This is a genomic window from Inquilinus sp. CA228 (genome assembly GCF_052078665.1).
In the GTDB taxonomy this organism is placed as follows: domain Bacteria; phylum Pseudomonadota; class Alphaproteobacteria; order DSM-16000; family Inquilinaceae; genus Inquilinus.
Genome location: NZ_JBQJIK010000061.1, coordinates 1 through 24,260 on the forward strand (window position 1 = coordinate 1; position 24,260 = coordinate 24,260).

The 24,260-nt window shown below is 67.4% G+C and carries 21 protein-coding genes and 4 tRNA genes; all 25 read left to right on the forward strand.

The features are described 5' to 3' along the window. Positions 1-1,135 (forward strand): NAD(P)H-hydrate dehydratase (locus tag ACTOWL_RS26420; protein WP_441324276.1); only part of this gene is annotated, 1,135 nt, incomplete at its 5' end. 123 nt (positions 1,136-1,258) lie between these two features. Beyond that, positions 1,259-1,343 (forward strand) — tRNA-Leu (locus tag ACTOWL_RS26425). 62 nt (positions 1,344-1,405) lie between these two features. Next, on the forward strand, positions 1,406-2,782 hold the full coding sequence (gene tig, locus ACTOWL_RS26430) for a trigger factor (protein ID WP_441324277.1): 1,377 nt from the start codon (positions 1,406-1,408) through the stop codon (positions 2,780-2,782). 85 nt (positions 2,783-2,867) lie between these two features. After that, entirely contained in the window at positions 2,868-3,488 is a 621-nt protein-coding gene (gene clpP, locus ACTOWL_RS26435) for an ATP-dependent Clp endopeptidase proteolytic subunit ClpP (RefSeq protein ID WP_441324278.1), read from the forward strand. Between the two features lie 192 nt (positions 3,489-3,680). Next, positions 3,681-4,946, forward strand: coding sequence for an ATP-dependent Clp protease ATP-binding subunit ClpX (gene clpX / locus ACTOWL_RS26440; protein WP_441324279.1), 1,266 nt, complete (start codon positions 3,681-3,683; stop codon positions 4,944-4,946). A gap of 271 nt (positions 4,947-5,217) precedes the next feature. Further along, on the forward strand, positions 5,218-7,623 hold the full coding sequence (gene lon / locus ACTOWL_RS26445; protein ID WP_441324280.1) for an endopeptidase La: 2,406 nt from the start codon (positions 5,218-5,220) through the stop codon (positions 7,621-7,623). A 202-nt stretch (positions 7,624-7,825) separates the two neighbouring features. Beyond that, entirely contained in the window at positions 7,826-8,119 is a 294-nt protein-coding gene (locus ACTOWL_RS26450) for an HU family DNA-binding protein (protein ID WP_342239489.1), read from the forward strand. Positions 8,120-8,215: 96 nt separating this feature from the next. Further along, positions 8,216-8,291 (forward strand) — tRNA-Val (locus ACTOWL_RS26455). A gap of 147 nt (positions 8,292-8,438) precedes the next feature. After that, a tRNA-Asp gene (locus tag ACTOWL_RS26460) sits at positions 8,439-8,515 on the forward strand. Between the two features lie 73 nt (positions 8,516-8,588). After that, positions 8,589-8,665 (forward strand) — tRNA-Asp (locus ACTOWL_RS26465). A gap of 336 nt (positions 8,666-9,001) precedes the next feature. Next, on the forward strand, positions 9,002-9,370 hold the full coding sequence (locus ACTOWL_RS26470) for an NADH-quinone oxidoreductase subunit A (RefSeq protein ID WP_441324281.1): 369 nt from the start codon (positions 9,002-9,004) through the stop codon (positions 9,368-9,370). Further along, entirely contained in the window at positions 9,361-9,924 is a 564-nt protein-coding gene (locus ACTOWL_RS26475; protein WP_441324282.1) for a NuoB/complex I 20 kDa subunit family protein, read from the forward strand. The genes ACTOWL_RS26470 and ACTOWL_RS26475 overlap by 10 nt, the downstream gene beginning before the upstream one ends. 17 nt (positions 9,925-9,941) lie before the next feature. Beyond that, entirely contained in the window at positions 9,942-10,577 is a 636-nt protein-coding gene (locus ACTOWL_RS26480) for an NADH-quinone oxidoreductase subunit C (protein ID WP_441324283.1), read from the forward strand. A gap of 5 nt (positions 10,578-10,582) precedes the next feature. Further along, entirely contained in the window at positions 10,583-11,764 is a 1,182-nt protein-coding gene (locus tag ACTOWL_RS26485) for an NADH-quinone oxidoreductase subunit D (RefSeq protein WP_441324284.1), read from the forward strand. Beyond that, positions 11,761-12,606 carry an NADH-quinone oxidoreductase subunit NuoE gene (gene nuoE / locus ACTOWL_RS26490; protein WP_441324285.1) on the forward strand — a complete coding sequence of 282 codons (846 nt, stop codon included), beginning with the start codon at positions 11,761-11,763 and terminating at the stop codon, positions 12,604-12,606. Before ACTOWL_RS26485 ends, nuoE begins: the two co-directional genes overlap by 4 nt. Then, positions 12,606-13,904 (forward strand): NADH-quinone oxidoreductase subunit NuoF, encoded by a 1,299-nt coding sequence (gene nuoF, locus ACTOWL_RS26495; RefSeq protein WP_441324286.1) that lies wholly within the window; start codon positions 12,606-12,608, stop codon positions 13,902-13,904. Before nuoE ends, nuoF begins: the two co-directional genes overlap by 1 nt. Positions 13,905-13,914: 10 nt before the next feature. Beyond that, the gene (nuoG, locus tag ACTOWL_RS26500) at positions 13,915-15,969 is read left to right on the forward strand and encodes an NADH-quinone oxidoreductase subunit NuoG (RefSeq protein WP_441324287.1); all 2,055 of its coding nucleotides are present in this window, start codon (positions 13,915-13,917) and stop codon (positions 15,967-15,969) included. 4 nt (positions 15,970-15,973) lie between these two features. Next, complete coding sequence (nuoH, locus tag ACTOWL_RS26505) at positions 15,974-16,981, forward strand: NADH-quinone oxidoreductase subunit NuoH (protein ID WP_441324288.1); 1,008 nt, start codon at positions 15,974-15,976, stop codon at positions 16,979-16,981. Between the two features lie 12 nt (positions 16,982-16,993). Then, on the forward strand, positions 16,994-17,482 hold the full coding sequence (nuoI, locus tag ACTOWL_RS26510; protein WP_395677049.1) for an NADH-quinone oxidoreductase subunit NuoI: 489 nt from the start codon (positions 16,994-16,996) through the stop codon (positions 17,480-17,482). Positions 17,483-17,605: 123 nt separating this feature from the next. Beyond that, positions 17,606-18,202 (forward strand): NADH-quinone oxidoreductase subunit J, encoded by a 597-nt coding sequence (locus tag ACTOWL_RS26515; protein WP_441324289.1) that lies wholly within the window; start codon positions 17,606-17,608, stop codon positions 18,200-18,202. 4 nt (positions 18,203-18,206) lie between these two features. After that, a complete protein-coding gene (nuoK, locus tag ACTOWL_RS26520; protein WP_309796378.1) occupies positions 18,207-18,515 on the forward strand; it encodes an NADH-quinone oxidoreductase subunit NuoK in 309 nt (102 codons plus the stop codon). A 10-nt stretch (positions 18,516-18,525) separates the two neighbouring features. Further along, positions 18,526-20,472 (forward strand): NADH-quinone oxidoreductase subunit L, encoded by a 1,947-nt coding sequence (nuoL, locus tag ACTOWL_RS26525; RefSeq protein ID WP_441324290.1) that lies wholly within the window; start codon positions 18,526-18,528, stop codon positions 20,470-20,472. A 9-nt stretch (positions 20,473-20,481) separates the two neighbouring features. Beyond that, entirely contained in the window at positions 20,482-22,002 is a 1,521-nt protein-coding gene (locus tag ACTOWL_RS26530; protein WP_441324291.1) for an NADH-quinone oxidoreductase subunit M, read from the forward strand. A 21-nt stretch (positions 22,003-22,023) separates the two neighbouring features. Continuing rightward, a complete protein-coding gene (gene nuoN, locus ACTOWL_RS26535; RefSeq protein ID WP_441324324.1) occupies positions 22,024-23,487 on the forward strand; it encodes an NADH-quinone oxidoreductase subunit NuoN in 1,464 nt (487 codons plus the stop codon). Further along, entirely contained in the window at positions 23,487-24,260 is a 774-nt protein-coding gene (locus tag ACTOWL_RS26540) for a biotin--[acetyl-CoA-carboxylase] ligase (protein WP_441324292.1), read from the forward strand. The genes nuoN and ACTOWL_RS26540 overlap by 1 nt, the downstream gene beginning before the upstream one ends.

Consider the following 24,260-nt stretch of genomic DNA (forward strand, 5'->3'; position numbering starts at 1 on the left):
TGCTGTGCTGGACGGAGCCGGCCTCATCGTCGACGCCCTGTTCGGTGCCGGGCTCAACCGGGCGCCGGAGGGCAAGGCCGCGACCCTGATCGAGGCGGCCGCCGGCTCCGGCCTGCCGGTGGTCGCGGTCGACGTGCCCAGCGGCCTGTTCGGCGACGACGGCTCCGCCCCCGGCCCGGTGGCGCCGGCGGCGCTGACCGTAACCTTCTTCCGCCGCAAGCCCGGCCACCTGCTGCTGCCCGGCCGCACCCTCTGCGGCGAGACCCGGGTGGCCGATATCGGCATCGACGCCCTGGTGCTCGACGCGATCGGCCCGCGGCTGCACGAAAACGGGCCGGCGCTGTGGCGCGCCGCCCTGCCGCAGGCGGCGCCGGCACAGCACAAATACGACCGCGGCCACCCGCTGATCCTCGCCGGCGGCAGCCTGACCGGCGCGGCCCGGCTGGCGGCGCGGGCGGCACGGCGGACCGGCGCCGGCCTGCTCACCGTGGTCGCGCCCGAGTCGGCGCTACCGGCCTTCCGTGCCGACTGGCCCGGCGCCATGGCGCTGCCGACGGAGCGCTGGGACGGACTGCTGGCCGACCGGCGCCTCGGCCCGGTGCTGATCGGCCCCGGCGGCGGCGCCGGGCCGGCGCTGCGCCAGGCGGTGGCGGCGGTGCGCGATGCCGGCAAGTCGCTGGTGCTCGATGCCGACGGCCTCGCCAGCTATGCCGGCGAGCCGCAGGCGCTGGCCGGCCTGCTCGATGCCGATTGCGTGCTGACGCCGCATCAGGGCGAGTTCGACCGCCTGTTCGGCAAGGCCGAGGCGCCGCGCCTGGTCCGGGCCCTTCAGGCCGCGGCCGCGGTCGGCGCCGTGGTGGTGCTGAAGGGGGCCGACACCATCATCGCCGCGCCGGACGGGCACGCGGTCGTCAACGCCAACGCCCCGCCGACCCTGGCCACCGGCGGCACCGGCGACGTGCTGGCCGGCATCGTGCTGGGGCTGACGGCGCAGGGCATGCCTGGCTTCGAGGCCGCCTGCGCCGCGGTCTGGCTGCACGGCGCCGCGGCGCAGCAGGTCGGCGCCGGGCTGATCGCCGAGGACGTGATCGACGCGCTGCCCAAGGTGCTCGACCGCCTGCTCGACCGGCTGTAGCCCCGCGTTTTGCCTGTCGTCCGCAAAAACCCTGTGCTATGACCGCCCCTTCGCAGGGCCGACTCCCTTCGTTGCCCGCCTATTTGTGCGCGTTTTCGGGGGCGGGCAGGGGTGGGGGTCTTCGCGGGCGTGGCGGAATTGGTAGACGCACTGGATTTAGGTTCCAGCGGCGAAAGCCGTGGGGGTTCAAATCCCTCCGCCCGCACCATTGAACATCCCGACAGGGCACAGCTCGACCGACCTGTCACATCGACGGATTCCTGAAGACCGATGCAAGTGATCGAAACCAGCACCGAGGGTCTGCGGCACGAGTTCAAGATCGTCGTGCCTGCGGCCGACATCGAACAGCGCGTCCAGACGGAGCTCGTCAAGCTCGCGGGCCGGGTCAAGCTCCCGGGCTTCCGCCCCGGCAAGGTGCCGGTGTCGCTGATGAAGCAGCGCTACGGCAAGTCGGTCATGGGCGAGGTCCTGGAAGGGGCCGTCGACGAGGGCACCCGCCAGGCCCTGGAGGAGCGCAACCTGCGCCCGGCCCTGCGCCCGAAGGTCGAGGTGACCAGCTTCGACGAGGGCAAGGACCTGGAATACAAGGTCGATGTCGAGGTGCTGCCGGAGATCACCGCGCCGGCCTTCGACAGCGTCGAGATCGACCGCCCGGTCGCCGAGGTGACCGACGAGCAGATCGCGGCCGGCCTGTCCCGGATCGCCGAGACCCGCCGCAAGTTCGAGCCGGTGACCGAGGAGCGCGGCCTGCAGGCCGGCGACGTCGCCATCATCGACTTCGAGGGCAGCCTCGACGGCGGCGCGCCGAGCGAGGAGATGTCCGGCAAGGACTTCCGCCTGGAGATCGGCTCGAACCGCTTCATCCCGGGCTTCGAGGGCCAGCTGATCGGCAAGAAGCCGGGCGAGCACGTCACTGTCTCGCTGAGCTTCCCCGAGGCGTATCCGAGCCCCGAGCACGCCGGCAAGCCGGCCGCCTTCGAGGTCGACGTCAAGTCGATCGAGGCCGGCGTGGTGCCCGAGGTCAACGAGGATTTCGCCAAGGAGCTGGGCTTCGAGGACCTCGAGGGCCTGCGCAACGCGGTCAAGGGCCAGACCGAGCAGGAGTTCGGCCGGGTGTCGCGCCTGCGCGCCAAGCGCAAGCTGCTCGACAAGCTGGCCGAGCTGGTCGACTTCGCCGTGCCGCAGGGCATGGTCGACCTCGAGTTCGACCAGATCTGGACACAGGTGCAGCAGTCGATCGAGACCGGCGGCGAGGACAATCCGGACAAGAACAAGCCGGAGGACGAGCTGAAGGCCGAGTACCGCGCCATCGCCGAGCGCCGCGTCCGCCTGGGCCTGCTGTTCGCCGAGATCGGCCGCGCCGAGAACGTCGAGGTGACGCAGGAAGAGCTGAACCGCGCCCTGATCGCCGAGGCCCGCCGCTATCCGGGCCAGGAGCAGCAGGTCGTCGACTTCTTCCGCAAGAACCCGCAGGCGATCGAGAATCTGCGCGCGCCGCTGTTCGAGGAGAAGGTCGTCGACCTCATCCTCGGCAAGATCAAGGTCAACGACACCACCGTGACGCCGGAGGAGCTGGCGCGCGATCCGGACGAGGACGAGGCGGGCGACGCCAAGCCGGCCGCCACCGACACCGCTTCCGGCGCTTGATCGGTTGAAGGTCGCCGCGGACCTCCCCTAATGTAGGGGTGAGCCGCGGCGCCCTGCCGGCCCGCGCGAGCCTTTCGAGGAACGTATGCCTCCGTATCAGCCGACCATGAACGCCCTGGTCCCGATGGTCGTCGAGCAGACCAATCGCGGCGAGCGCGCCTATGACATCTATTCCCGCCTCCTCAAGGAGCGGATCATCTTTCTGACCGGGCCGATCTACGACGAGCTGGCCAGCCTGGTCTGCGCTCAGCTGCTGTTCCTGGAATCCGAGAACCCGAAGAAGGACATCGCCTTCTACATCAACTCGCCGGGCGGGGTGATCACGGCGGGCATGGCGATCTACGACACCATGCAGTACATCCAGCCGAAGATCATGACCGTCTGCATCGGCCAGGCGGCGTCGATGGGCTCGCTGCTGCTGGCCGCCGGCGCGCCCGGCAAGCGCTTCGCCCTGCCGAACAGCCGAATCATGGTGCACCAGCCCTCCGGCGGCGCCCGCGGCCAGGCCTCGGACATCGAGATCCAGGCGCGCGAGATCCTCAAGCTGCGGCAGCGGCTGAACGAGGTCTACGTCAAGCACACCGGTCAGTCGCTCGAGGAGATCGAGCGCTCGATGGACCGCGACAAGTTCATGTCGGCCGACGAAGCCAAGGGCTTCGGAATCGTCGACGAGGTCGTCGAGCGGCGTCCGACCGTTGCCGAATAATCGATCTCTTTGCCCGCGGCCCTACCGAACAGGGCCGAAGGGCGCTATGTTGATTCGTGATGATGCGGATCTGCCTTGCGACGGGACGAGCTTGTCGCAGAGTGGAACCGCCGCCATCTGGAGGCAACCGCATCCCGGCCCGTGCGCCAGGAGCACGCGGGTCGGTATCGCGGATGCGGAAGTGAGGCAGTGATGGGCAAGACCGCAGGCGGTGACTCGAAGAACACGCTCTACTGCTCGTTCTGCGGCAAGAGCCAGCACGAGGTTCGCAAGCTGATTGCGGGCCCGACTGTGTTCATCTGCGACGAGTGCGTCGAGCTGTGCACCGACATCATCCGCGAGGAGAACAAGACCACGCTGGTCAAGAACCGCGACGGGGTCCCGACGCCGAAGGACATCCGCAAGGTTCTGGACGACTACGTGATCGGCCAGGAGCACGCGAAGAAGGTGCTCTCGGTCGCCGTGCACAACCACTACAAGCGGCTGGCGCACGGCCAGAAGAACGGCGAGGTCGAGCTCGCGAAGTCGAACATCCTGCTGATCGGGCCGACCGGCTGCGGCAAGACGCTGCTGGCGCAGACCCTGGCCCGCATCCTCGACGTTCCCTTCACCATGGCCGACGCCACCACTCTGACCGAGGCGGGCTATGTCGGCGAGGATGTCGAGAACATCATCCTCAAGCTGCTGCAGGCCGCCGACTACAATGTCGAGCGGGCGCAGCGCGGCATCGTCTACATCGACGAGGTCGACAAGATCAGCCGCAAGTCGGACAACCCCTCGATCACCCGCGACGTCTCGGGCGAGGGCGTGCAGCAGGCCCTGCTGAAGATCATGGAAGGCACCATTGCGTCGGTGCCGCCCCAGGGCGGGCGCAAGCACCCGCAGCAGGAGTTCCTGCAGGTCGACACCACCAACATCCTGTTCATCTGCGGCGGCGCCTTCTCCGGGCTGGAGAAGATCATCTCGCAGCGCGGCCGCGGCAGCTCGCTCGGCTTCGGCGCCGATGTGCGCGGGCCGGATGAGCGGACGACCGGCGAGATCTTCAGCGAGGTCGAGCCCGAGGATCTGCTGAAATTCGGCCTGATCCCCGAATTCGTCGGCCGCCTGCCGGTGGTGGCGACGCTCGAGGACCTCGACTCGGAGGCGCTGATCGAGATCCTGTCCCGGCCGAAGAACGCACTGGTGAAGCAATACCAGCGCCTGTTCGAGATGGAGGATGTCCATCTGTCGCTGACCGAGGACGCGCTCAAGGGCATCGCCGCCCGCGCCATCCTGCGCAAGACCGGCGCCCGCGGCCTGCGCTCGATCATGGAGAGCATCCTGCTCGAGCCGATGTACGACCTGCCGAGCATGAACGGCGTGGTCGAGATCGTGGTCAACCGCGAGGTGGTCGACGGCCGCGCCAAGCCGCTCCTGATCTACGCCGAGAAACAGCAGGAACGCGCCCCCGGCGCCTGACGCCGGGCAAGCGATAGATCCTGACCGACCTGACAGCCGATGCCCCCGGGCATCGGCTGTTTCGTTTCGAAATCGCCGCAGCGCGCCGCCCCGGGCTTGCCACTGTGGCCCGATTGCGCTCTTGTGACTTGGTCATGAGGGCTGCAGCATCCCCGTCCCTTGAACGGCCTCCGGTCATCGCCACGTCTATTGGGCGCGCCGGGTCTCCTTCGTCCGGCGCCGGCGCGGCGCCGCTCCTCGGGCCGCTGCCCACCCCAGTAAGGCAGAACGCATGTTGAATCTGAACAAAGACACGCTGTACCCGGTGTTGCCTCTGAGGGACATCGTGGTCTTCCCGCACATGATCGTGCCCTTGTTCGTCGGCCGCGAGAAGTCGGTGCGCGCGCTTGAGGACGTGATGAAGGAGGACAAGCAGATCCTCCTGGTCACCCAGCGCAACGCCTCGCAGGACGACCCGTCGCCGGAGGAGATCTTCGACGTCGGCACGATCGGGACGGTGCTGCAGCTGCTGAAGCTGCCGGACGGGACCGTCAAGGTGCTGGTCGAGGGCGTCAAGCGCGCCCGCATCGTACGCTACGCCGACAACCCCGAATTCTTCCAGGCTCAGGTGGAGCCGCTCGAGGAGGTCACCGCCGACGCGCAGGAGGTCGAGGCGCTGGGCCGGGCCGCGGTCGCCCAGTTCGAGCAGTACATCAAGCTCAACAAGAAGATCCCGCCGGAGGTGCTGGTCTCGGTCAACCAGATCGAGGACGGCGCCAAGCTGGCCGACACCATCGCCGCGCACCTGTCGCTGAAGATCCCCGAGAAGCAGCAGATCCTCGAGATCGCCTCGATCAGCGAGCGGCTGGAGAAGGTCTACGGCTTCATGGAGGGCGAGATCGGCGTCCTCCAGGTCGAGAAGCGCATCCGCAGCCGGGTCAAGCGGCAGATGGAGAAGACCCAGCGCGAGTACTATCTGAACGAGCAGCTGAAGGCGATCCAGAAGGAGCTCGGCGAGGGCGAGGACGGCCGCGACGAGGCGGCGGAGCTCGAGGAGCGGATCAACAAGGTCAAGCTGACCAAGGAGGCCCGCGACAAGGCCATGGGCGAGCTGAAGAAGCTGCGCTCGATGAGCCCGATGTCGGCCGAGGCCACGGTGGTCCGCAACTACCTCGACTGGATGCTGTCGATTCCCTGGAAGCAGCGGACCCGCATCAAGAAGGATCTGCTGCATGCCGAGCAGGTGCTGAACGACGACCATTTCGGCCTGGAGAAGGTCAAGGAGCGCGTCCTCGAATATCTCGCCGTGCAGCAGCGGACCAACAAGATTCGCGGCTCGATCCTGTGCCTGGTCGGCCCGCCGGGCGTCGGCAAGACCTCGCTGGGCAAGTCGATCGCCCGGGCCACCGGCCGCAACTTCGTGCGCATGTCGCTCGGCGGCGTCCGCGACGAGGCGGAGATCCGCGGCCACCGGCGGACCTATATCGGCTCGATGCCCGGCAAGATCCTGCAGGGCATGAAGAAGGCGAAGTCGTCGAACCCGCTGTTCCTGCTGGACGAGATCGACAAGCTCGGCGCCGACTACCGCGGCGACCCGTCCTCGGCGCTGCTGGAGGTGCTGGATCCGGAGCAGAACTCGACCTTCAACGACCACTATCTCGAGGTCGATTACGACCTGTCGGACGTGATGTTCATCTGCACGGCCAACAGCCTGCGCATGCCGCAGCCGCTGATGGACCGGATGGAGATCATCCGCATCCCCGGCTACACCGAGGATGAGAAGATCGAGATCGCCAAGCGCCACCTGATCCAGAAGCAGGCCGAGGCCAACGGCCTGAAGAAGGGCGAGTGGACGCTGACCGACGAGGCGCTGCGCGACCTGATTCGCTACTACACCCGGGAAGCGGGCGTCCGCAGCCTGGAGCGTGAGATCGCGGGCCTGGCGCGCAAGGCAGTGCGCGAGATCCTGTCGAGCGACGTCAAGAAGATCGTCGTCAAGACTGAGGATCTCGACAAATACGCCGGCGTGCGCAAGTTCCGCTACGGCGAGACGGAGCTCGAGGACATGGTCGGCGTCGTCACCGGCCTGGCCTGGACCGAGGTCGGCGGCGAGATCCTGACGATCGAGGCCGTGCCGGTCCCCGGCCGCGGCCGCGTGGTTGCCACCGGCAAGCTCGGCGACGTGATGAAGGAATCGGTGCAGGCGGCGGAAAGCTTCGCCAAGGCCCGCGCCGTGTCCTTCGGCATCAAGCCGACTCTGTTCGGCAAGCGCGACATCCACGTCCATGTGCCGGAGGGGGCGACCCCGAAGGACGGGCCGTCGGCCGGCGTCGCCATGGTCGTGGCCATCGTCTCGGCGCTGACCGGAAACCCGGTCCGCTGCGACGTGGCGATGACCGGCGAGGTCACCCTGCGCGGGCGGGTGCTGCCGATCGGCGGGCTGAAGGAGAAGCTGTTGGCGGCGGTCCGGGCCGGCATCAAGACGGTGATTATTCCGAAGGACAATGAAAAAGACCTTGCGGATATTCCGGATTCGGTGAAGAAGGCCTTGGCAATCCTGCCGACCGCCAGTGTCGAGGAGGTTCTGAAGAACGCCCTGGTGCGTCCTCTGGAGCCGATCGAATGGAAGGATGCGGATGTGGACGACATCGCCCCCGTTGCCGCCGATGGCGACGACGAAGCGGTGATCCGTCACTGAGCAATTGTGGCGGCCTTGGAACTTGGCAGAATTCCATGTGTTTCAGGGCCGCCGACGATTGACCGTGTTTCCGCGATACGCTTACATTTCGTGACGTTTCGGTGTCGGGAGAAGGCGCATCGAACGGTTGTCGGTTTGGAGAGTACCTGTATCCGGCGAACCCGCTGGAACGACCAACACAGAGCCTAAAGGAGGCCGACACGTGAACAAGAACGATCTCGTCGCACACGTCGCGGAAAGCACCGGTCTGTCGCGTGCCGATGCTGGCAACGCCATCGACAGCTTCATCGACGGCGTGACCAAGACGTTGACGAAGGGGGGGGAAGTCCGCCTCGTTGGGTTCGGCACTTTCGGCGTCGCGGCGCGTGCCGCGTCTGAGGGCCGCAATCCGCGGACCGGCGAGACCATCAAGATCGCCGCCTCCAAGCAGGTCAAGTTCAAGGCCGGCAAGGGCCTGAAGGACTCCGTCAACAGCGCCGGCGGCAAGAAGAAGTAAGCCTCCGCGTATGGACCTGAACCGGCCGGTCGGCGCCCAGGCCCGACCGGCCGCTTCATGTCCGGGCCCTGCGGGTTCGCCCCCGCGGGCCCGCCCGGGCGATTAGCTCAGCTGGTAGAGCATCGGTTTTACACACCGAGTGTCGGCGGTTCGAGCCCGTCATCGCCCACCAGTTCCTGGCGGCATCGACGCCGGAGCGGTCCCGAATCCAAGGGTTCGGGGCGCCGCGAAAATCCCGCCCGCCCGCTGGCAATACAAGTTGACAGCCCCCGGTGGAGTGGGTATCTCAAGCGCCTCGCCGCGATGAGCGGCCAGATGCGCGGGTGTAGCTCAGTTGGTTAGAGCGCCGGCCTGTCACGCCGGAGGCCGCGGGTTCAAGTCCCGTCACTCGCGCCACGTCCTGTTTTCCGGTCTCGCTCCGGGTTTCGGCGGTCCGCCGAAGGCTCCGTGATCGTTGCCGGCGCCCTGCGCGGGTGTAGCTCAGTTGGTTAGAGCGCCGGCCTGTCACGCCGGAGGCCGCGGGTTCAAGTCCCGTCACTCGCGCCACTTCCCCGACCATCGCTGTTATTGACGCCGGGCCGGCCTCGTCTGCGACGGGCTTTGCGGCCCTTGCTGCATTTGGACGCGGCTGGACGCCCCGGTCCAACTGGCCTTCCGCGGCACCGCCCGGAAGGGCGAAGATCCCAGTAAAATCATGCGGTTGAGAAGCATTCGCATCTACGAAATATGGCGGAAATTCGCTTCTCTCGTCTGACATGCCGGCCTATAAAGGCCGCGCCGGAAGGGCGGCCGTGACGGACGGCCTTCACGACGAAGAAAGAGATTTGGGGTGGAGCGCCTGCCGATCAAGATCGCGCAGGCTCCACGTGTGACGGGTGAGCGATGACGACCTCTCTAGTGTCGGAGTACTTTCCGATCCTCGTCTTCCTGGCGATCGCCATCGTGATCGCCGGCGCCGCGGTCGGCGCGTCCCTCGTCGTCGGGAAGCAGAACCCGGACAGCGAGAAGCTCTCGGCCTATGAGTGCGGCTTCGACGCCTTCGCCGATGCGCGCTCCAAGTTCGACGTCCGGTTCTATCTGGTCTCGATCCTGTTCATCATCTTCGACCTGGAAGTGGCCTTCCTGTTCCCCTGGGCCGTGGCGCTCAAGGACATCGGGATGTTCGGCTTCTGGTCGATGATGGTGTTCCTCGGAATCCTGACCGTCGGCTTCATCTACGAGTGGAAGAAGGGAGCGCTGGAATGGGAGTGAGCGCGACGCAGCCGGGCAGCCCCGTGGGCGTCGGTACCCCGATCCCGCCGGGCGCCGGGCAGGACGCGGTGATCCGCGCCGCCAATGCCGAGATCCAGGACAGGGGCTTCCTGCTGACCCGGTTCGATTCGCTGATCGACTGGGCCCGCACCGGGTCGCTGTGGCCGATGACCTTCGGCCTGGCCTGCTGCGCGGTGGAGATGATCCACGCCTACATGCCGCGCTACGACCTGGATCGACTCGGGGTCATCCCGCGGCCCAGCCCGCGCCAGTCCGACGTCATGATCGTCGCCGGCACCCTGACCAACAAGATGGCCCCGGCCCTGCGCAAGGTCTACGACCAGATGCCGGAGCCGCGCTGGGTCATCTCCATGGGCTCCTGCGCCAATGGCGGCGGCTACTACCACTATTCCTATTCGGTGGTGCGCGGCTGCGACCGCATCGTCCCGGTCGACATCTATGTCCCGGGCTGCCCGCCGACGGCCGAGGCCCTGGTCTACGGCATCATGCAGCTGCAGAAGAAGATCCGGCGCGGCAACCGGATCATCCGCTGAGGGATCGGGAAGCAAGAATGGCATCGATCCAGGAACTGACCGATCTCGGCACGGCCCTCGCGGCGGCGCTGGGCGAGGACGTGCTCGGCCACGCGGTGTCGCCGACGGCCGAGCTGACCCTGACCGTGCGGCGCGAGTCGATCGTCCGGGTGCTGACCCATCTGCGCGACGCGCCCGACGCCCTGTTCGAGCAGCTGACCGACATCTGCGGCGCCGACTACCCGACCCGGCCGGAGCGGCTGGAGGTCATATACCACCTGCTCAGCTTCCGGCATAACCGCCGAATCCGGATCAAGCTGACGACCGACGAGGACACGCCGGTGCCGTCCGCCGCCGGCACCTTCCCGGCTGCGACCTGGTTCGAGCGCGAGGCCTGGGACCTGTACGGCATCTTCTTCGCCGACAACCCGGACCTGCGCCGCATCCTCACCGATTACGGCTTCGAGGGGCATCCGCTGCGCAAGGATTTCCCGCTGACCGGCTATGTCGAGGTCCGCTACGACAGCGAGCAGAAGCGGGTGGTGTACGAGCCGGTGAAGCTGACCCAGGATTTCCGCACCTTCGACTTCCTCAGCCCGTGGGAGGGCATGACGCGAGACGGCCCGGTTCTGCCGGGCGACGAGAAGGCGGTGCTGAACGAGCCGAAGGCGTAAGCATCATGGTCGAGACCCAGATCAAGCCCTACACCATGAACTTCGGGCCGCAGCACCCGGCGGCGCACGGCGTGCTGCGCCTGGTGCTGGAGCTGGACGGCGAGGTGGTGGAGCGGGCCGATCCGCATATCGGGCTGCTGCACCGCGGCACCGAGAAGCTGATCGAGTACAAGACCTACATGCAGGCGACGCCGTATTTCGATCGCCTGGACTACGTCGCCCCGATGAATCAGGAGCACGCCTTCGCCCTGGCGGTGGAGCGGCTGCTCGGCATCACCGTGCCGGAGCGCGGCCAGTACATCCGGGTGCTGTTCTGCGAGATCGGCCGCGTCCTCAACCATCTGCTCAACATCACCACCTACGCGCTCGACGTCGGCGCGGTGACCCCGTCGCTGTGGGGCTTCGAGGAGCGCGAGCTCCTGATGGAGTTCTACGAGCGGGTGTCGGGCGCGCGGCTGCACGCAAACTATTTCCGTCCGGGCGGCGTCGCCCAGGACATGCCGGCCGGCCTGGCCGACGACATCTGGGCCTACACCGAGCGCTTCCCGAAATTCGTCGACGACCTCGAGAGCCTGCTGACCGAGAACCGGATCTTCAAGCAGCGCCTGGTCGATATCGGCGTGGTCACGGCCGAGCAGGCCAAGGCCTGGGGCTTCACCGGCGTCATGCTGCGCGCCTCGAACGTGTCCTGGGACCTGCGCAAGTCACAGCCCTACGAGGTCTATGACAAGCTCGACTTCGACATCCCGGTCGGCCTGACCGGCGACTGCTACGCCCGCTACCTGCTGCGGATCGAGGAGATGCGCCAGTCCAACCGCATCATCCGCCAGTGCCTGGAGCAGATGCCGAAGGACGGCCCGGTCAAGACCACCGACCGCAAGGTGTCGCCGCCGCCGCGGGCCGAGATGAAGCGCTCGATGGAAGCGCTGATCCACCACTTCAAGCTCTACACCGAGGGCTACCACGTCCCGGCCGGCGAGACCTACGCCGCGGTCGAGGCGCCGAAGGGCGAGTTCGGCGTCTATCTGGTCGCGGACGGCAGCAACCGGCCGTATCGCTGCCGCATCCGCGCCCCGGGCTTCGCCCATCTGCAGGCGCTCGACTTCATGAGCCGGGGGCACATGCTGGCCGATGCGGTCGCGATCATCGGCAGCCAGGACATCGTGTTCGGGGAGATCGACCGATGACGGCCGCAGGGATTGCGCCGGAGGCGGACCAGCCGAAGGAATTCGCCTTCACGCCCGAGAATCTCGAGCGGGCGAAGAAGATCATCGCCAAGTACCCCGAGGGCAAGCAGCAGAGCGCGGTGATCCCGCTGCTCGACATCGCCCAGCGCCAGCACCACAACTGGGTGCCGCGGGTGGCGATGGACCACGTCGCCGACCTGCTGGAGATGCCGCGGATCCGGGTGTACGAGGTCGCCAGCTTCTACACCATGTTCAACAAGGCCCCGGTCGGCCGCCACTTCTTCCAGGTCTGCACCACCACGCCGTGCTGGCTGCGCGGCTCGGGCGAGGTGATGAACGCCCTGCGGGACAAGGCTGGCTGCGGCCACCACGAGACCAGCGAGGACGGCCTGTTCTCGGTGCTCGAGGTCGAGTGCCTGGGCGCCTGCGTCAACGCCCCGATGGTCCAGATCAACGACAATTTCTACGAGGATCTGGACTACGACAAGACCGTGGCGCTGATCGACGCGCTGAAGGCCGGCCAGCAGACCACGCCGGGCCCGCAGAACGGCCGCACGAACTCCGAGGCCCTGTCCGGCGCGACCACGCTGCTGAACATGCGGCCGGGCCACCGCCCGGCGGTCCCGGCCTCGGCCGCCCCTCCGGTAGCGGACGGCAGCAAGGCCGATCAGCCGGACCCGGCGCCCGGCGGCGCCCCGCCGGCGCATGAGGTCGCGGCCCAGGCCGAGGCTTCTCCCGGTGCCCATCGTGGCGATGCCGAGCCCGAGAAGAAGGGCAGGCCGGTGCAGAAGGTCGAGACGAGCGGTGGCCACGCCGGCACCACGGACAAGGGAGAGAAGTGATGCTGCGCGACGAAGACCGCATCTTCACCAATCTCTACGGCTGGGACGACTGGGGCCTGGACGGCGCCCGCCGCCGCGGCATCTGGAGCGACACCAAGGCGCTAGTCGATCTCGGCCGCGACAAGATCATCGACGAGGTCAAGACCTCCGGCCTGCGCGGCCGCGGCGGCGCAGGCTTCCCGACCGGCATGAAGTGGTCCTTCATGCCGAAGGAGAGCAAGGACGGCCGCCCGAGCTACCTCGTCATCAACGCCGACGAATCCGAGCCGGGCACCTGCAAGGACCGCGAGATCCTGCGCTTCGACCCGCACCGGCTGATCGAGGGCGCGCTGCTGGCCTCCTTCGCCATGGGGGCGCATGCCTGCTACATCTACATCCGGGGCGAGTTCTACGGCGAAGCCTCGAACATGCAGGTCGCGATCGACCAGGCCTATGACGCCGGCCTGCTCGGCAAGAACGCGGCCGGCACCGGCTGGGACTTCGACCTGTACCTGCACCGCGGCGCCGGCGCCTATATCTGCGGCGAGGAGACCGCGCTGCTGGAGAGCCTCGAAGGCAAGAAGGGCCAGCCGCGCAACAAGCCGCCATTCCCGGCCGGCGCCGGCCTGTATGGCTGCCCGACCACGGTCAACAACGTCGAGACCATCGCCGTCGTCGGCGAGATCCTGCGCCGCGGCGGCGCATGGTTCGCCGGCATCGGCCGGCCGAAGAACCAGGGCACCAAGCTGTTCTGCATCTCCGGCCATGTGAACCAGCCCTGCAATGTCGAGGAAGAGCTCGGCATCCCGATGCGGGAGCTGATCGAGCGCCATGGCGGCGGCGTGCGCGGCGGCTGGGACAACCTGAAGGCGGTGATCCCCGGCGGCTCCTCGGCCCCGATCCTGCCGAAGGATGTGTGCGACACCGTCCTGATGGATTTCGACGCGCTGCGCGAGGTCAGGTCGGCGCTCGGCACCGCCGGGCTGATCGTCATGGACAAGTCGACCGACGTGATCTACGCGGTCGCCCGCCTGTCGCGCTTCTACATGCATGAGAGCTGCGGCCAGTGCACGCCGTGCCGTGAGGGCACCGGCTGGATGTACCGGGTGATGCAGCGCATGGTCACCGGCGATGCGCGGTCGGACGAGATCGACATGCTGCTGCAGGTGACCAAGCAGATCGACGGCCGCAGCATCTGCGCCCTCGGCGATGCGGCGGCCTGGCCGGTCCAGGCGCTGATCCGGCATTTCCGCGACGAGATGGAGGAGCGGATCCGCGACTATCGCGACCGCGCCCATCGCCGCGAAGCTGCGGAATAGGAAGGCACCGATGCCCAAGCTGACGATTGACGGGGTCGAGATCGAGGTCGAGCCGGGCACGTCGGTGCTGCAGGCCTGCGAGCGCCTCGGCATCGAGGTGCCGCGCTTCTGCTTCCACGACAAGCTCTCGGTGCCGGCCAACTGCCGGATGTGCCTGGTCGAGATGGAGAAGGCGCCGAAGCCGATCGCGTCCTGCGCGATGCCGGCCGGCGACGGCATGGTGATCCGGACGAACACCGATATCGTGCGCGACGCGCGGCGCGGCATCATGGAGTTCCTGCTGATCAACCATCCGCTCGACTGCCCGATCTGCGACCAGGGCGGCGAGTGCGACCTGCAGGACCAGGCCGTGGCCTACGGCTTCGACCGTGGCCGCTACACCGAAGGCAAGCGCGCGGTCACCGACAAGTATCTCGGGCCGCTGATCGAGACCTTCATGACCCGGTGCATCCAGTGCACCCGCTGCATCCGGTTCATCGACGAGATCGCCGGCGTGCCGGTGCTCGGCGGCGTGAACCGCGGCGAGCACATGGAGATCACCACCTATGTCGAGCAGGCGATCGCGTCCGAGCTGTCGGGCAACCTGGTCGATGTCTGCCCGGTCGGGGCGCTGACCTCCAAGCCCTACGCCTTCAGCGCCCGGCCGTGGGAGCTGCGCAAGACCGAGACGGTCGACGTGCTCGACGCCATCGGCTCGAACATCCGCATCGACGCCCGCGGCGGCGAGGTGATGCGCGTGCTGCCGCGGCTGAACGAGGACGTCAACGAGGAGTGGATCAACGACAAGACCCGCTATGCGATCGACGGGCTGAAGCGCCGCCGCATCGACCGGCCCTATGTCCGGCGTGACGGCAAGCTGCAGCCGGCCAGCTGGGCCGAGGCCTTCCAGGCCATCGCCGCCAAGGCCAAGGGGCTGGACGGACAGCGCATGGCGGCGATCGCCGGCGACACCGTCGACGCCGAGGCGATGGTCGCGCTGAAGGACCTGATGACCGCCTTCGGCTCGCCCAACCTCGACTGCCGCCAGGACGGCACGAAGCTGCCGGCCGGGCCGCGCGGCGCCTACCTCTTCAACAGCGGCATCGCCGGGATCGAGCAGGCCGACGTCATCCTGCTGGTCGGCACCAACCCGCGCTCCGAGGCGGCGATCGTCAACGCCCGCATCCGCAAGCGCTGGCTGAAGAACGGCCTGACCGTCGGCGTGGTCGGCCCGGCTGTCGACCTGACCTACCGCACCCGCCATCTCGGTGCCGGGCCGGAGACGCTGGCGGCGATCGCCGACGGCACCGACGGCTTCGCCGAGGTGCTGCGCAACGCCAAGGCGCCGCTGCTGATCGTGGGGCAGGGGGCTCTGACCCGCGAGGACGGCGCCCAGGTTCTGGCCGCCTGCCGCCGGATCGCCGAGGCCTTCGGCCTGGTCCGCGACGACTGGAACGGCTTCAACGTGCTGCACACCGCGGCGGCGCGGGTCGGCGGCATGGACCTCGGTTTCCTGCCGGGCCCGGGCGGCCGCGACGTCGCCGGCATCCTCGACGGCGCCGGCAAGGGCGAGATCGACTTCGTCTGGCTGCTCGCGGCCGACGAGATCGACACCGGCCGGCTGGGCAACGCCTTCGTGGTCTATCAGGGCCATCACGGCGACCGCGGCGCCCACCGCGCCGACGTGATCCTGCCGGGCGCCGCCTACACCGAGAAGAACGCGACCTACGTCAACACCGAGGGCCGCGTGCAGCAGGCCCGCATGGCGGTGTTCCCGCCGGGCGAGGCGCGCGAGGACTGGAAGATCCTGCGCGCCGCCAGCGACGTCCTAGGCCACAAGTTGCCCTATGACAGCCTGCGCGAGGTGCGCCAGCGCCTGGTCGCGGTGAACCCGGTCTTCGGGGCGCCGGACACCCGGGCGGCGGGCGAGTGGGGGGCTTTCGGCGCCGAGGGCGCGATGGGTTCCGCGCCCTTCGTCTCGGCGGTCGAGAACTTCTACATGACGGACCCGATCACCCGCGCCTCGGAGACGATGGCGCAGTGCATCGACGAGATCGTGGGCCAGCACAAAGCGGCGGCGGAGTAGGGCGATGGGTTTCTGGGGCGGATACGTTTGGCCGATGCTGTGGATCGTCATCCAGATCCTGCTGATCGTCGTGCCGCTGATCATCGTGGTGGCCTATCTGACCTATGCCGAGCGCAAGGTGATGGCGGCGATGCAGCTGCGCCAGGGCCCGATGGTGGTCGGCCCGTTCGGCCTGCTGCAGCCAATGGCCGACGGCATCAAGCTGCTGAGCAAGGAGACGATCATCCCGTCCGGCGCCAACCGGTTTCTGTTCATCCTGGCGCCGATGATCACCTTCTTCCTCAGCCTCGTGGCCTGGGCGGTGATCCCGTTCGATGACGGCCTGGTGCTGGCCGACATCAATGTCGGCGTCCTCTACCTGTTCGCCATTTCCTCGCTCGGCGTCTACGGCATCATCATCGCCGGCTGGGCCTCCAACTCGAAATACGCCTTCCTCGGCGGCCTGCGCTCGGCGGCGCAGATGGTGTCCTACGAAGTCTCGATCGGCTTCGTCATCATCACCGTGCTGCTCTGCGTCGGCTCGCTCAACATCTCCGACATCGTCAGGGCGCAGCAGACCATCTGGTTCGCGATCCCGCTGTTCCCGATGTTCGTGATCTTCTTCATCTCGGCGCTGGCCGAGACCAACCGGGCGCCATTCGACCTGCCCGAGGGCGAATCCGAGATCACCGGCGGCTTCATGGTCGAGTACTCGTCCATGACTTACGCGCTGTTCTTCCTCGGCGAATACGCCAACATGATTCTGATGAGCGGGATGACCACCATCCTGTTCCTCGGCGGCTGGCTGCCGCCCTTCGGCATCGCGCCCTTCACCTGGGTCCCGGGCGTGATCTGGTTCGTGCTGAAGATCTTCTTCTGCCTGTTCGTCTTCATCTGGGTCCGGGCGACGCTGCCGCGCTTCCGCTACGACCAGCTGATGCGCCTGGGCTGGAAGGTGTTCCTGCCGTTCTCGCTGGCCTGGGTGGTGATCACCGCCGGCGTGCTCACCGCCTTCGGCTGGCTGCCGAACTGAGAGGCCGAGACCATGGCATTCATCGACCGCACCGCCCGCAGCCTGCTGCTCAAGGAAATCCTGGGCGGACTGGCGTTGACCTTCAGCTACATGTTCAAGCAGAAGGCCACGCTGAACTACCCGTTCGAGAAGGGGCCGCTCAGCCCGCGCTTCCGCGGCGAGCACGCGCTGCGCCGCTATCCCAGCGGCGAGGAGCGGTGCATCGCCTGCAAGCTGTGCGAGGCGATCTGCCCGGCTCAGGCCATCACCATCGAGGCCGAGCCGCGCGGCGACGGCAGCCGCCGCACCACGCGCTACGACATCGACATGACCAAGTGCATCTATTGCGGCCTGTGCCAGGAGGCCTGCCCGGTGGATGCGATCGTCGAGGGACCGAACTTCGAGTTCGCGACTGAGACGCGCGAGGAGCTTTTCTACAACAAGGAAAAGCTGCTGCAGAACGGGGACCGCTGGGAGGCGCAACTGGCCGCGAACATTGCGGCCGACGCGCCGTACCGGTAAGACCCGCCGCGACACCTCGCCGGGGGATTCGGCCCGGCTCCCGCATCGGGGGCCAGGCCGCGAGAGGGGTAGAGCAACCGTGACCTCGAGCGTCCGCAAGGGGACGACAGGGAGCACCGTGAGATGATCATCCAGGCCTTGGCCTTCTATCTGTTCGCCGCGATCACCGTGGCTGCCGCCGTGATGGTGATCTCGGCCCGCAACTCTGTGCATTCGGTGCTGTTTCTGATCCTCGCCTTCTTCAACGCGGCGGCGCTGTTCGTGCTGATCGGGGCGGAGTTCCTGGCGATGATCCTGGTCGTCGTCTATGTCGGCGCGGTCGCGGTGCTGTTCCTGTTCGTCGTGATGATGCTGGACATCAACTTCGCCGAGCTCAGGGCCGGCTTCCTGCGCTACCTGCCGATCGGCGCGCTGATCGGCGTGGTGCTGCTGGTCGAGCTGTTCCTGCTCTACGGCTCGGTCGGCGGCCCGTCGATCCTGGCCCCGGCGGCGCCGTCGGGCCCGACCAACACCGCGGCGCTCGGCCAGCTGATCTACACGCAGTATGCCTATCCGTTCCAGGCCGCGGGCCTCGTCCTCCTGGTCGCGATGATCGGGGCGATCGTGCTGACCCTGCGCCATCGCGCCGGCGTCCGCCGCCAGGTGATCTCAAAGCAGCTCTCGCGCCGGCGCGAGGAGGTGATGGTGATCAAGAAGATCGGCACCGGGGAAGGGGCCTGACGCCATGACGATCGGACTCGGGCATTACCTCGTCCTCGCGGCGATCCTGTTCACGCTCGGCATCTTCGGCGTGTTCCTGAACCGCAAGAACGTCATCGTCATCCTGATGTCGATCGAGCTGATGCTGCTCGCCGTCAACATCAACCTCGTCGCCTTCTCGGTCGCGCTCGGCGACCTGGTGGGGCAGGTGTTCGCGCTGTTCGTGCTGACCGTCGCCGCCGCCGAGGCGGCGATCGGCCTCGCGATCCTCGTCGTCTACTTCCGCAACCGCGGCTCGATCGCGGTTGAGGACATCAACATGATGAAGGGCTGAGGCGCCCCCGATGGACATCGCCGCAATCTTCCTGCCGCTGGCCGGCTTCCTGATCGCAGGACTGTTCGGCCGCCTCATCGGCGACCGCGCCTCGATGGCCGTGACGACGCTCGCCGTCTGCGTCGCCTGCGTCATCTCCTGGTGGCTGTTCTTCGACGTCGCCATCGACGGCAACGTCCGCACCCATTCGCTGTTCCTGTGGATCAGCAGCGGCACCTTCGTCGCCGACTGGGCGCTGAAGTTCGACACGTTGACCGCCGTGATGCTGATCGTGGTCAACACCGTCTCCGCGATGGTGCACGTCTACTCGATCGGCTACATGTCGCACGACCATTCCAAGCCGCGCTTCTTCGCCTATCTCAGCCTGTTCACCTTCGCCATGCTGATGCTGGTGACGGCGGACAACCTGGTGCAGCTGTTCTTCGGCTGGGAGGGCGTCGGCCTGGCCTCGTATCTCCTGATCGGCTTCTGGCATGAGAAGGAGAGCGCCCGCGCCGCCGCGGTGAAGGCGTTCCTGGTCAACCGCGTCGGCGACTTCGGCTTCGCGCTGGGCATCTTTGCCGTCTACAAGATCTTCGGCACGGTGCGGTACGAGGAGATCTTCGCCGCCGCGCCGAACCTCGTGAATGCGCGGATCGACTTCCTCGGCATGGACCTGCCGGCCCTGACCACCGCCTGCCTGCTGCTGTTCGTCGGCGCCATGGGCAAGTCGGCCCAGCTCGGCCTGCACACCTGGCTGCCGGACGCGATGGAGGGCCCGACCCCGGTCTCGGCCCTGATCCACGCCGCCACCATGGTCACCGCCGGCGTGTTCATGCTGGCGCGCATGTCGCCCTTGTTCGAATACGCGCCGGACGCGCTGGCCGTGGTCTGCGTCGTCGGCGCGCTGACGGCCTTCGTCGCCGCGACGATCGGCCTGACCCAGTTCGACATCAAGCGGGTCATCGCCTATTCGACCATGAGCCAGCTCGGCTACATGTTCTTCGCCATCGGCGTCTCGGCCTACCAGGCAGCGATCTTCCACCTGCTGACCCACGCCTTCTTCAAGGCGCTGCTGTTCCTCGGCGCCGGCTCGGTGATCCACGCCATGGGCGGCGAGCAGGACATGCGCAAGATGGGCGGCATCTGGCGGCTGATCCCGTCGACCTACGCCCTGATGTGGATCGGCAGCCTGGCGCTCGCCGGCATCGGCATCCCCGGCGTGTTCGGCTTCGCCGGCTTCTACTCCAAGGACATGATCCTCGAGGCCGCCTGGGGCGCCCACACCGGCGTCGGCGCCTTCGCCTACTGGCTCGGCGTCCTGGCGGCGGTGATGACCGCCTTCTACAGCGGCCGTCTCCTGTTCCTGACCTTCCACGGCAAGCCGCGCGCCGACCATCACACCATGGACCATGTCCATGAATCCCCGCCGGTGATGCTGGTGCCGCTGATTGTGCTCGGCATCGGCGCGGTGCTGGCCGGACTGATCGGCTACGATGTCTTCGTCGGCGAGGGGCGCGAGCACTTCTGGCGCGAGGCGATCCTGGTGCTGCCTGCCCAGGACAGCATCGAGGCGGCGCATCACGTCGCCCTCTGGGTCAAGCTGCTGCCGCTGGTCGCCGGCCTGGTCGGGCTCGCCGCCTCCTGGCTGTTCTACATCCAGGCGCCGGGGCTGCCGGGCGCGGTGGTGCGGGCGTTCAAGCCGATCCACCAGCTGTTCTTCCGCAAGTGGTACTTCGACGAGATCTACGACGCGCTGTTCGTCAAGCCGGCCTTCGTCCTCGGCCGCGCCCTGTGGAAGGGCGGCGACGGGGCGATCATCGACCGGCTCGGGCCGGACGGCATCGCCGCCGCCTCGATCGGCGTCGCCCGCCGGGCCAGCCGGCTTGAGAGCGGATATGTCTACCACTATGCCTTCGCCATGGTGATCGGCGTGGTCGCGCTGGTCTCCTGGTATGTCTTCGGCGGCCGGATGTGAGAGTGACTCATGGGTAACTGGCCGATCCTCTCGCTCGCCACCTTCCTGCCGCTGGTCGGAGCAGCCTTGATCCTGCTCCTGGCCCGCGGCAGCGAGGCCGCCGTGGCCGCCACCTCGCGCTGGGTGGCGCTGTGGACCACGCTCGTCACCTTCGCCCTCTCGGTCGCCATCTGGCTCGGCTTCGACCCGACCGCGGTCGGCTTCCAGATGGAAGAGAAGGTGGCCTGGTTCCCGGACCTCAACATCGCCTACCACATGGGCGTGGACGGCATCTCGGTGCTGTTCGTCGTCCTGTCGGCCTTCCTGATGCCGATCTGCATCCTCGCCAGCTGGGAGAGCATCCACAGCCGGGTGAAGGAGTACATGGTCTCGTTCCTGATCCTCGAGACCATGATGATCGGCATGTTCTGCGCGCTCGACTATGTGCTGTTCTACGTCTTCTTCGAAGGCGTGCTGATCCCGATGTTCGTGATCATCGGCATTTGGGGATCGGGCCCGCGCCGCATCTATGCCGCCTTCAAGCTGTTCCTGTTCACGCTGCTCGGCTCGGTGCTGATGCTGGTGGCCCTCCTGGCCATGTACGTCCAGGCCGGCACCACCGACATCCCGACCCTGCTGGCGACGGATTTCGGCTACGACATGCAGGTCTGGCTATGGCTGGCCATGTTCGCCTCCTTCGCCGTGAAAGTGCCGATGTGGCCGGTCCACACCTGGCTGCCGGACGCGCATGTAGAAGCGCCGACCGCGGGCTCGGTGATCCTGGCCGGCGTGCTGCTGAAGATGGGCGGCTACGGCTTCCTGCGCTTCTCGATCCCGATGCTGCCCGAGGCGACGGCGCTGCTGACGCCGCTGGTCTACGGCCTGTCGATCGTCGCGGTCATCTACACCTCCCTCGTCGCCCTGGCGCAGGAGGACATGAAGAAGATGATCGCCTACTCCTCGATCGCGCATATGGGCTTCGTCACCGCCGGCATGTTCTCGCTGACCCAGCAGGGCGTGGAAGGCTCGATCTTCCAGATGCTCAGCCACGGCGTGGTCTCGTCGGCGCTGTTCCTCTGCGTCGGCGTGGTCTATGACCGGCTGCACACCCGCGAGATCGCGCGCTATGGCGGCCTGGCGACCAACATGCCGAAATACGCCGTGTTCTTCATGATCATGCTGCTCGGCTCGGTCGGCCTGCCGGCCACCTCGGGCTTCGTCGGCGAGTTCCTGATCCTGACCGGCCTGTTCCAGGTGAACACCTGGGTCGCGACCCTGACCGCGACCGGCCTGGTGCTCGGCGCCACCTACATGCTGCTGCTGTACCGCAAGGTCATCTTCGGCGAGATCACCCGCGAGGATGTTCGGAAGATGACCGACCTCAGCCCGCGTGAGATCGTCCTCTTCGTGCCGCTGGCGCTGGTGGTGCTGTGGATGGGCATCTACCCGTCCAGCTTCCTGAACGTGATGTCGGTCTCGGTCGACCACCTCATCACCCAATACCACGCCGATCTCGGCCGCGCCGACGCGGTCGCGTTGGCCGTCCGCTGAGCCGGGGATCCGATCGCCATGGTGTCTTTTCCCGATCTGATGCCGGCCCTGCCGGAGATCTTCCTGGCCTGCGCCGGCATGGCGCTGCTGCTGATCGGTGTCTTCCTGGGCGAGAAGTCGACCCGGATCGTCGCCTCGCTGGCGGTGATGTCCTTCATCATCGCCGGCGCGCTGCTGGTGATGGGGCCGGGCGGCCGGACGGTGACCTTCAACGGCATGTTCGTGGCCGACGGCTTCGCCGTGTTCATGAAGATCCTGGTCCTGCTCGGCTCGGCGCTCACCCTGATCCTGTCGCTCGACTACCTCGAGCATGAGGGCATGGCGCGCTTCGAGTTTCCGGTGCTGTTCGTGCTGGCCACCGTCGGCATGCTGCTGATGATCAGCGCCAACAACCTGATCTCGCTGTATCTCGGCCTCGAGCTGCAGAGCCTGTCGCTCTATGTCGTCGCCGCCTTCAACCGGGATTCGGAGCGGTCGAGCGAGGCCGGGCTGAAATACTTCGTGCTCGGCGCCCTGTCCTCGGGCCTGCTGCTGTACGGCATCTCGCTGGTCTACGGCTTCCTCGGCACCACCAGCTTCGACGCGCTGGCCCAGGCCCTGTCCGGCCAGGCCGCGGCCGGCGGCGTGCTCGGCGGCAACTCGATGGGCGTGATCATCGGCCTGGTCTTCATCTGCGCCGCCCTGGCCTTCAAGGTCTCGGCCGTGCCGTTCCACATGTGGACGCCGGACGTCTACGAGGGCGCGCCGACCCCGGTCACCGCCTTCTTCGCGGTGGCCCCGAAGGTGGCGGCCATGGCGCTGTTCGTCCGCGTGCTGGTCGAGCCGTTCGGCCATCTCACCAGCCAGTGGCAGCAGATCATTGTCGTCGCCTCGGCCCTGTCGATGATCCTCGGCGCCTTCGCCGCGATCGCGCAGACCAACATCAAGCGGCTGATGGCCTATTCCTCGATCGGCCATGTCGGCTTCGCCCTGCTCGGCCTCGCCGCCGGCACCCAGCAGGGCATCACCGGCGTGATCGTCTACATGGCGATCTACGTGCCGATGAGCCTCGGCGCCTTCGCCGTGATCCTGTCGATGCGCATCAACGGCAAGCAGGTCGAGGGGATCCAGGACCTCGCCGGCCTCGGCAAGTCCAGCCCTGGCCTGGCCTTCGCCCTGGTGGTGATGATGTTCTCGATGGCCGGCATCCCGCCGCTGGCCGGCTTCTTCGCCAAGCTCTACGTGTTCAAGGCGGTGATCGAGCAGGGCTTCATCGTGCTCGCGGTGATCGGCGTGCTGGCCAGCGTGGTGTCGGCGGTCTACTACCTGAAGATCATCCGGGTGATGTATTTCGACGAGCCGAAGGTCGCCTTCGACAAGGCGGAAGGTGCCGCCATCCCGGCGATCCTCGCCGTTTCGACCCTGTTCATCGTCGTGTTCTGGCTGCTGCCGGCGCCGCTGACCGGCGCAGCCCAGGCGGCCGCGGCCAGCCTGTTCGGGGGCTGATGCCCGACTTCCCACTCCCAGTCACACTGCCACCAGGCTGGCGGCTCGACGCACGGGACAGCGTCGGCAGCACCAATGACGAGGCACGGGCGCTCGCCGCGGTGGGCGCCCCGCATGGCACCATCGTCTCGGCCCGGCGGCAGGACGCGGCCCGGGGCCGGCGCGGCCGCGCCTGGTCCGCGCCGGAAGGCAACCTCTACTGCTCGGCGATCCTGCGGCCGCAGGTGCCGTTCAGCCGGGCCGGGGAGCTGACCTTCGTGGTCGGCATCGCCGTGGCCGATGCGGTGGCCGGCTTCGGACTCGAGCCGAAGCTGAAATGGCCGAATGACGTGCAGATCGCCGGCGACAAGCTGTCCGGCATCCTGCTGGAGGCCGCGGTCGCGCCGGACAGGACCCCTCATCCACGCGAAGTCGACTGGATCGTCGCCGGCATCGGGGTGAACGTCGCCCATCACCCCCAGCTCGCCGATTACAACGCCACCAGCCTGCACGCCGCCGGCGCCAAGGACGCGACGGTTGGGGCGGTGCTGGAACGCCTGGTCGCGGCGTTGGACCGGCGCCTGGCGGAGTGGCTGGCGGACGGCTTCGACGCCACCCGGGCGGCCTGGCTGGGCCGCGCCGTCGGCCTCGGCGCCCGCATCAAGGTGCGGCTGGAGACCGAGACGCTGGAGGGCGTGTTCGAGCATATCGATCCCAGCGGCGCTCTGATCTTGCGCACCGACACGGGGCGGCACAGCATCACCGCAGGCGACGTCTTCTTCGGGAGGGGCTGA

Coding starts and splice junctions, on each gene's coding strand:
- nuoL (WP_441324290.1), top strand. CDS start 18,526: ATGGACATCGCCGCAATCTTCCTGCCGCTGGCCGGCTTCCTGATCGCA.
- ACTOWL_RS26470 (WP_441324281.1), top strand. CDS start 9,002: ATGACGACCTCTCTAGTGTCGGAGTACTTTCCGATCCTCGTCTTCCTG.
- ACTOWL_RS26485 (WP_441324284.1), top strand. CDS start 10,583: ATGGTCGAGACCCAGATCAAGCCCTACACCATGAACTTCGGGCCGCAG.
- nuoK (WP_309796378.1), top strand. CDS start 18,207: ATGACGATCGGACTCGGGCATTACCTCGTCCTCGCGGCGATCCTGTTC.
- ACTOWL_RS26480 (WP_441324283.1), top strand. CDS start 9,942: ATGGCATCGATCCAGGAACTGACCGATCTCGGCACGGCCCTCGCGGCG.
- ACTOWL_RS26515 (WP_441324289.1), top strand. CDS start 17,606: ATGATCATCCAGGCCTTGGCCTTCTATCTGTTCGCCGCGATCACCGTG.
- lon (WP_441324280.1), top strand. CDS start 5,218: ATGTTGAATCTGAACAAAGACACGCTGTACCCGGTGTTGCCTCTGAGG.
- clpP (WP_441324278.1), top strand. CDS start 2,868: ATGCCTCCGTATCAGCCGACCATGAACGCCCTGGTCCCGATGGTCGTC.
- clpX (WP_441324279.1), top strand. CDS start 3,681: ATGGGCAAGACCGCAGGCGGTGACTCGAAGAACACGCTCTACTGCTCG.
- ACTOWL_RS26475 (WP_441324282.1), top strand. CDS start 9,361: ATGGGAGTGAGCGCGACGCAGCCGGGCAGCCCCGTGGGCGTCGGTACC.
- nuoH (WP_441324288.1), top strand. CDS start 15,974: ATGGGTTTCTGGGGCGGATACGTTTGGCCGATGCTGTGGATCGTCATC.
- tig (WP_441324277.1), top strand. CDS start 1,406: ATGCAAGTGATCGAAACCAGCACCGAGGGTCTGCGGCACGAGTTCAAG.
- nuoI (WP_395677049.1), top strand. CDS start 16,994: ATGGCATTCATCGACCGCACCGCCCGCAGCCTGCTGCTCAAGGAAATC.
- nuoF (WP_441324286.1), top strand. CDS start 12,606: ATGCTGCGCGACGAAGACCGCATCTTCACCAATCTCTACGGCTGGGAC.
- ACTOWL_RS26530 (WP_441324291.1), top strand. CDS start 20,482: ATGGGTAACTGGCCGATCCTCTCGCTCGCCACCTTCCTGCCGCTGGTC.
- ACTOWL_RS26540 (WP_441324292.1), top strand. CDS start 23,487: ATGCCCGACTTCCCACTCCCAGTCACACTGCCACCAGGCTGGCGGCTC.
- nuoE (WP_441324285.1), top strand. CDS start 11,761: ATGACGGCCGCAGGGATTGCGCCGGAGGCGGACCAGCCGAAGGAATTC.
- nuoG (WP_441324287.1), top strand. CDS start 13,915: ATGCCCAAGCTGACGATTGACGGGGTCGAGATCGAGGTCGAGCCGGGC.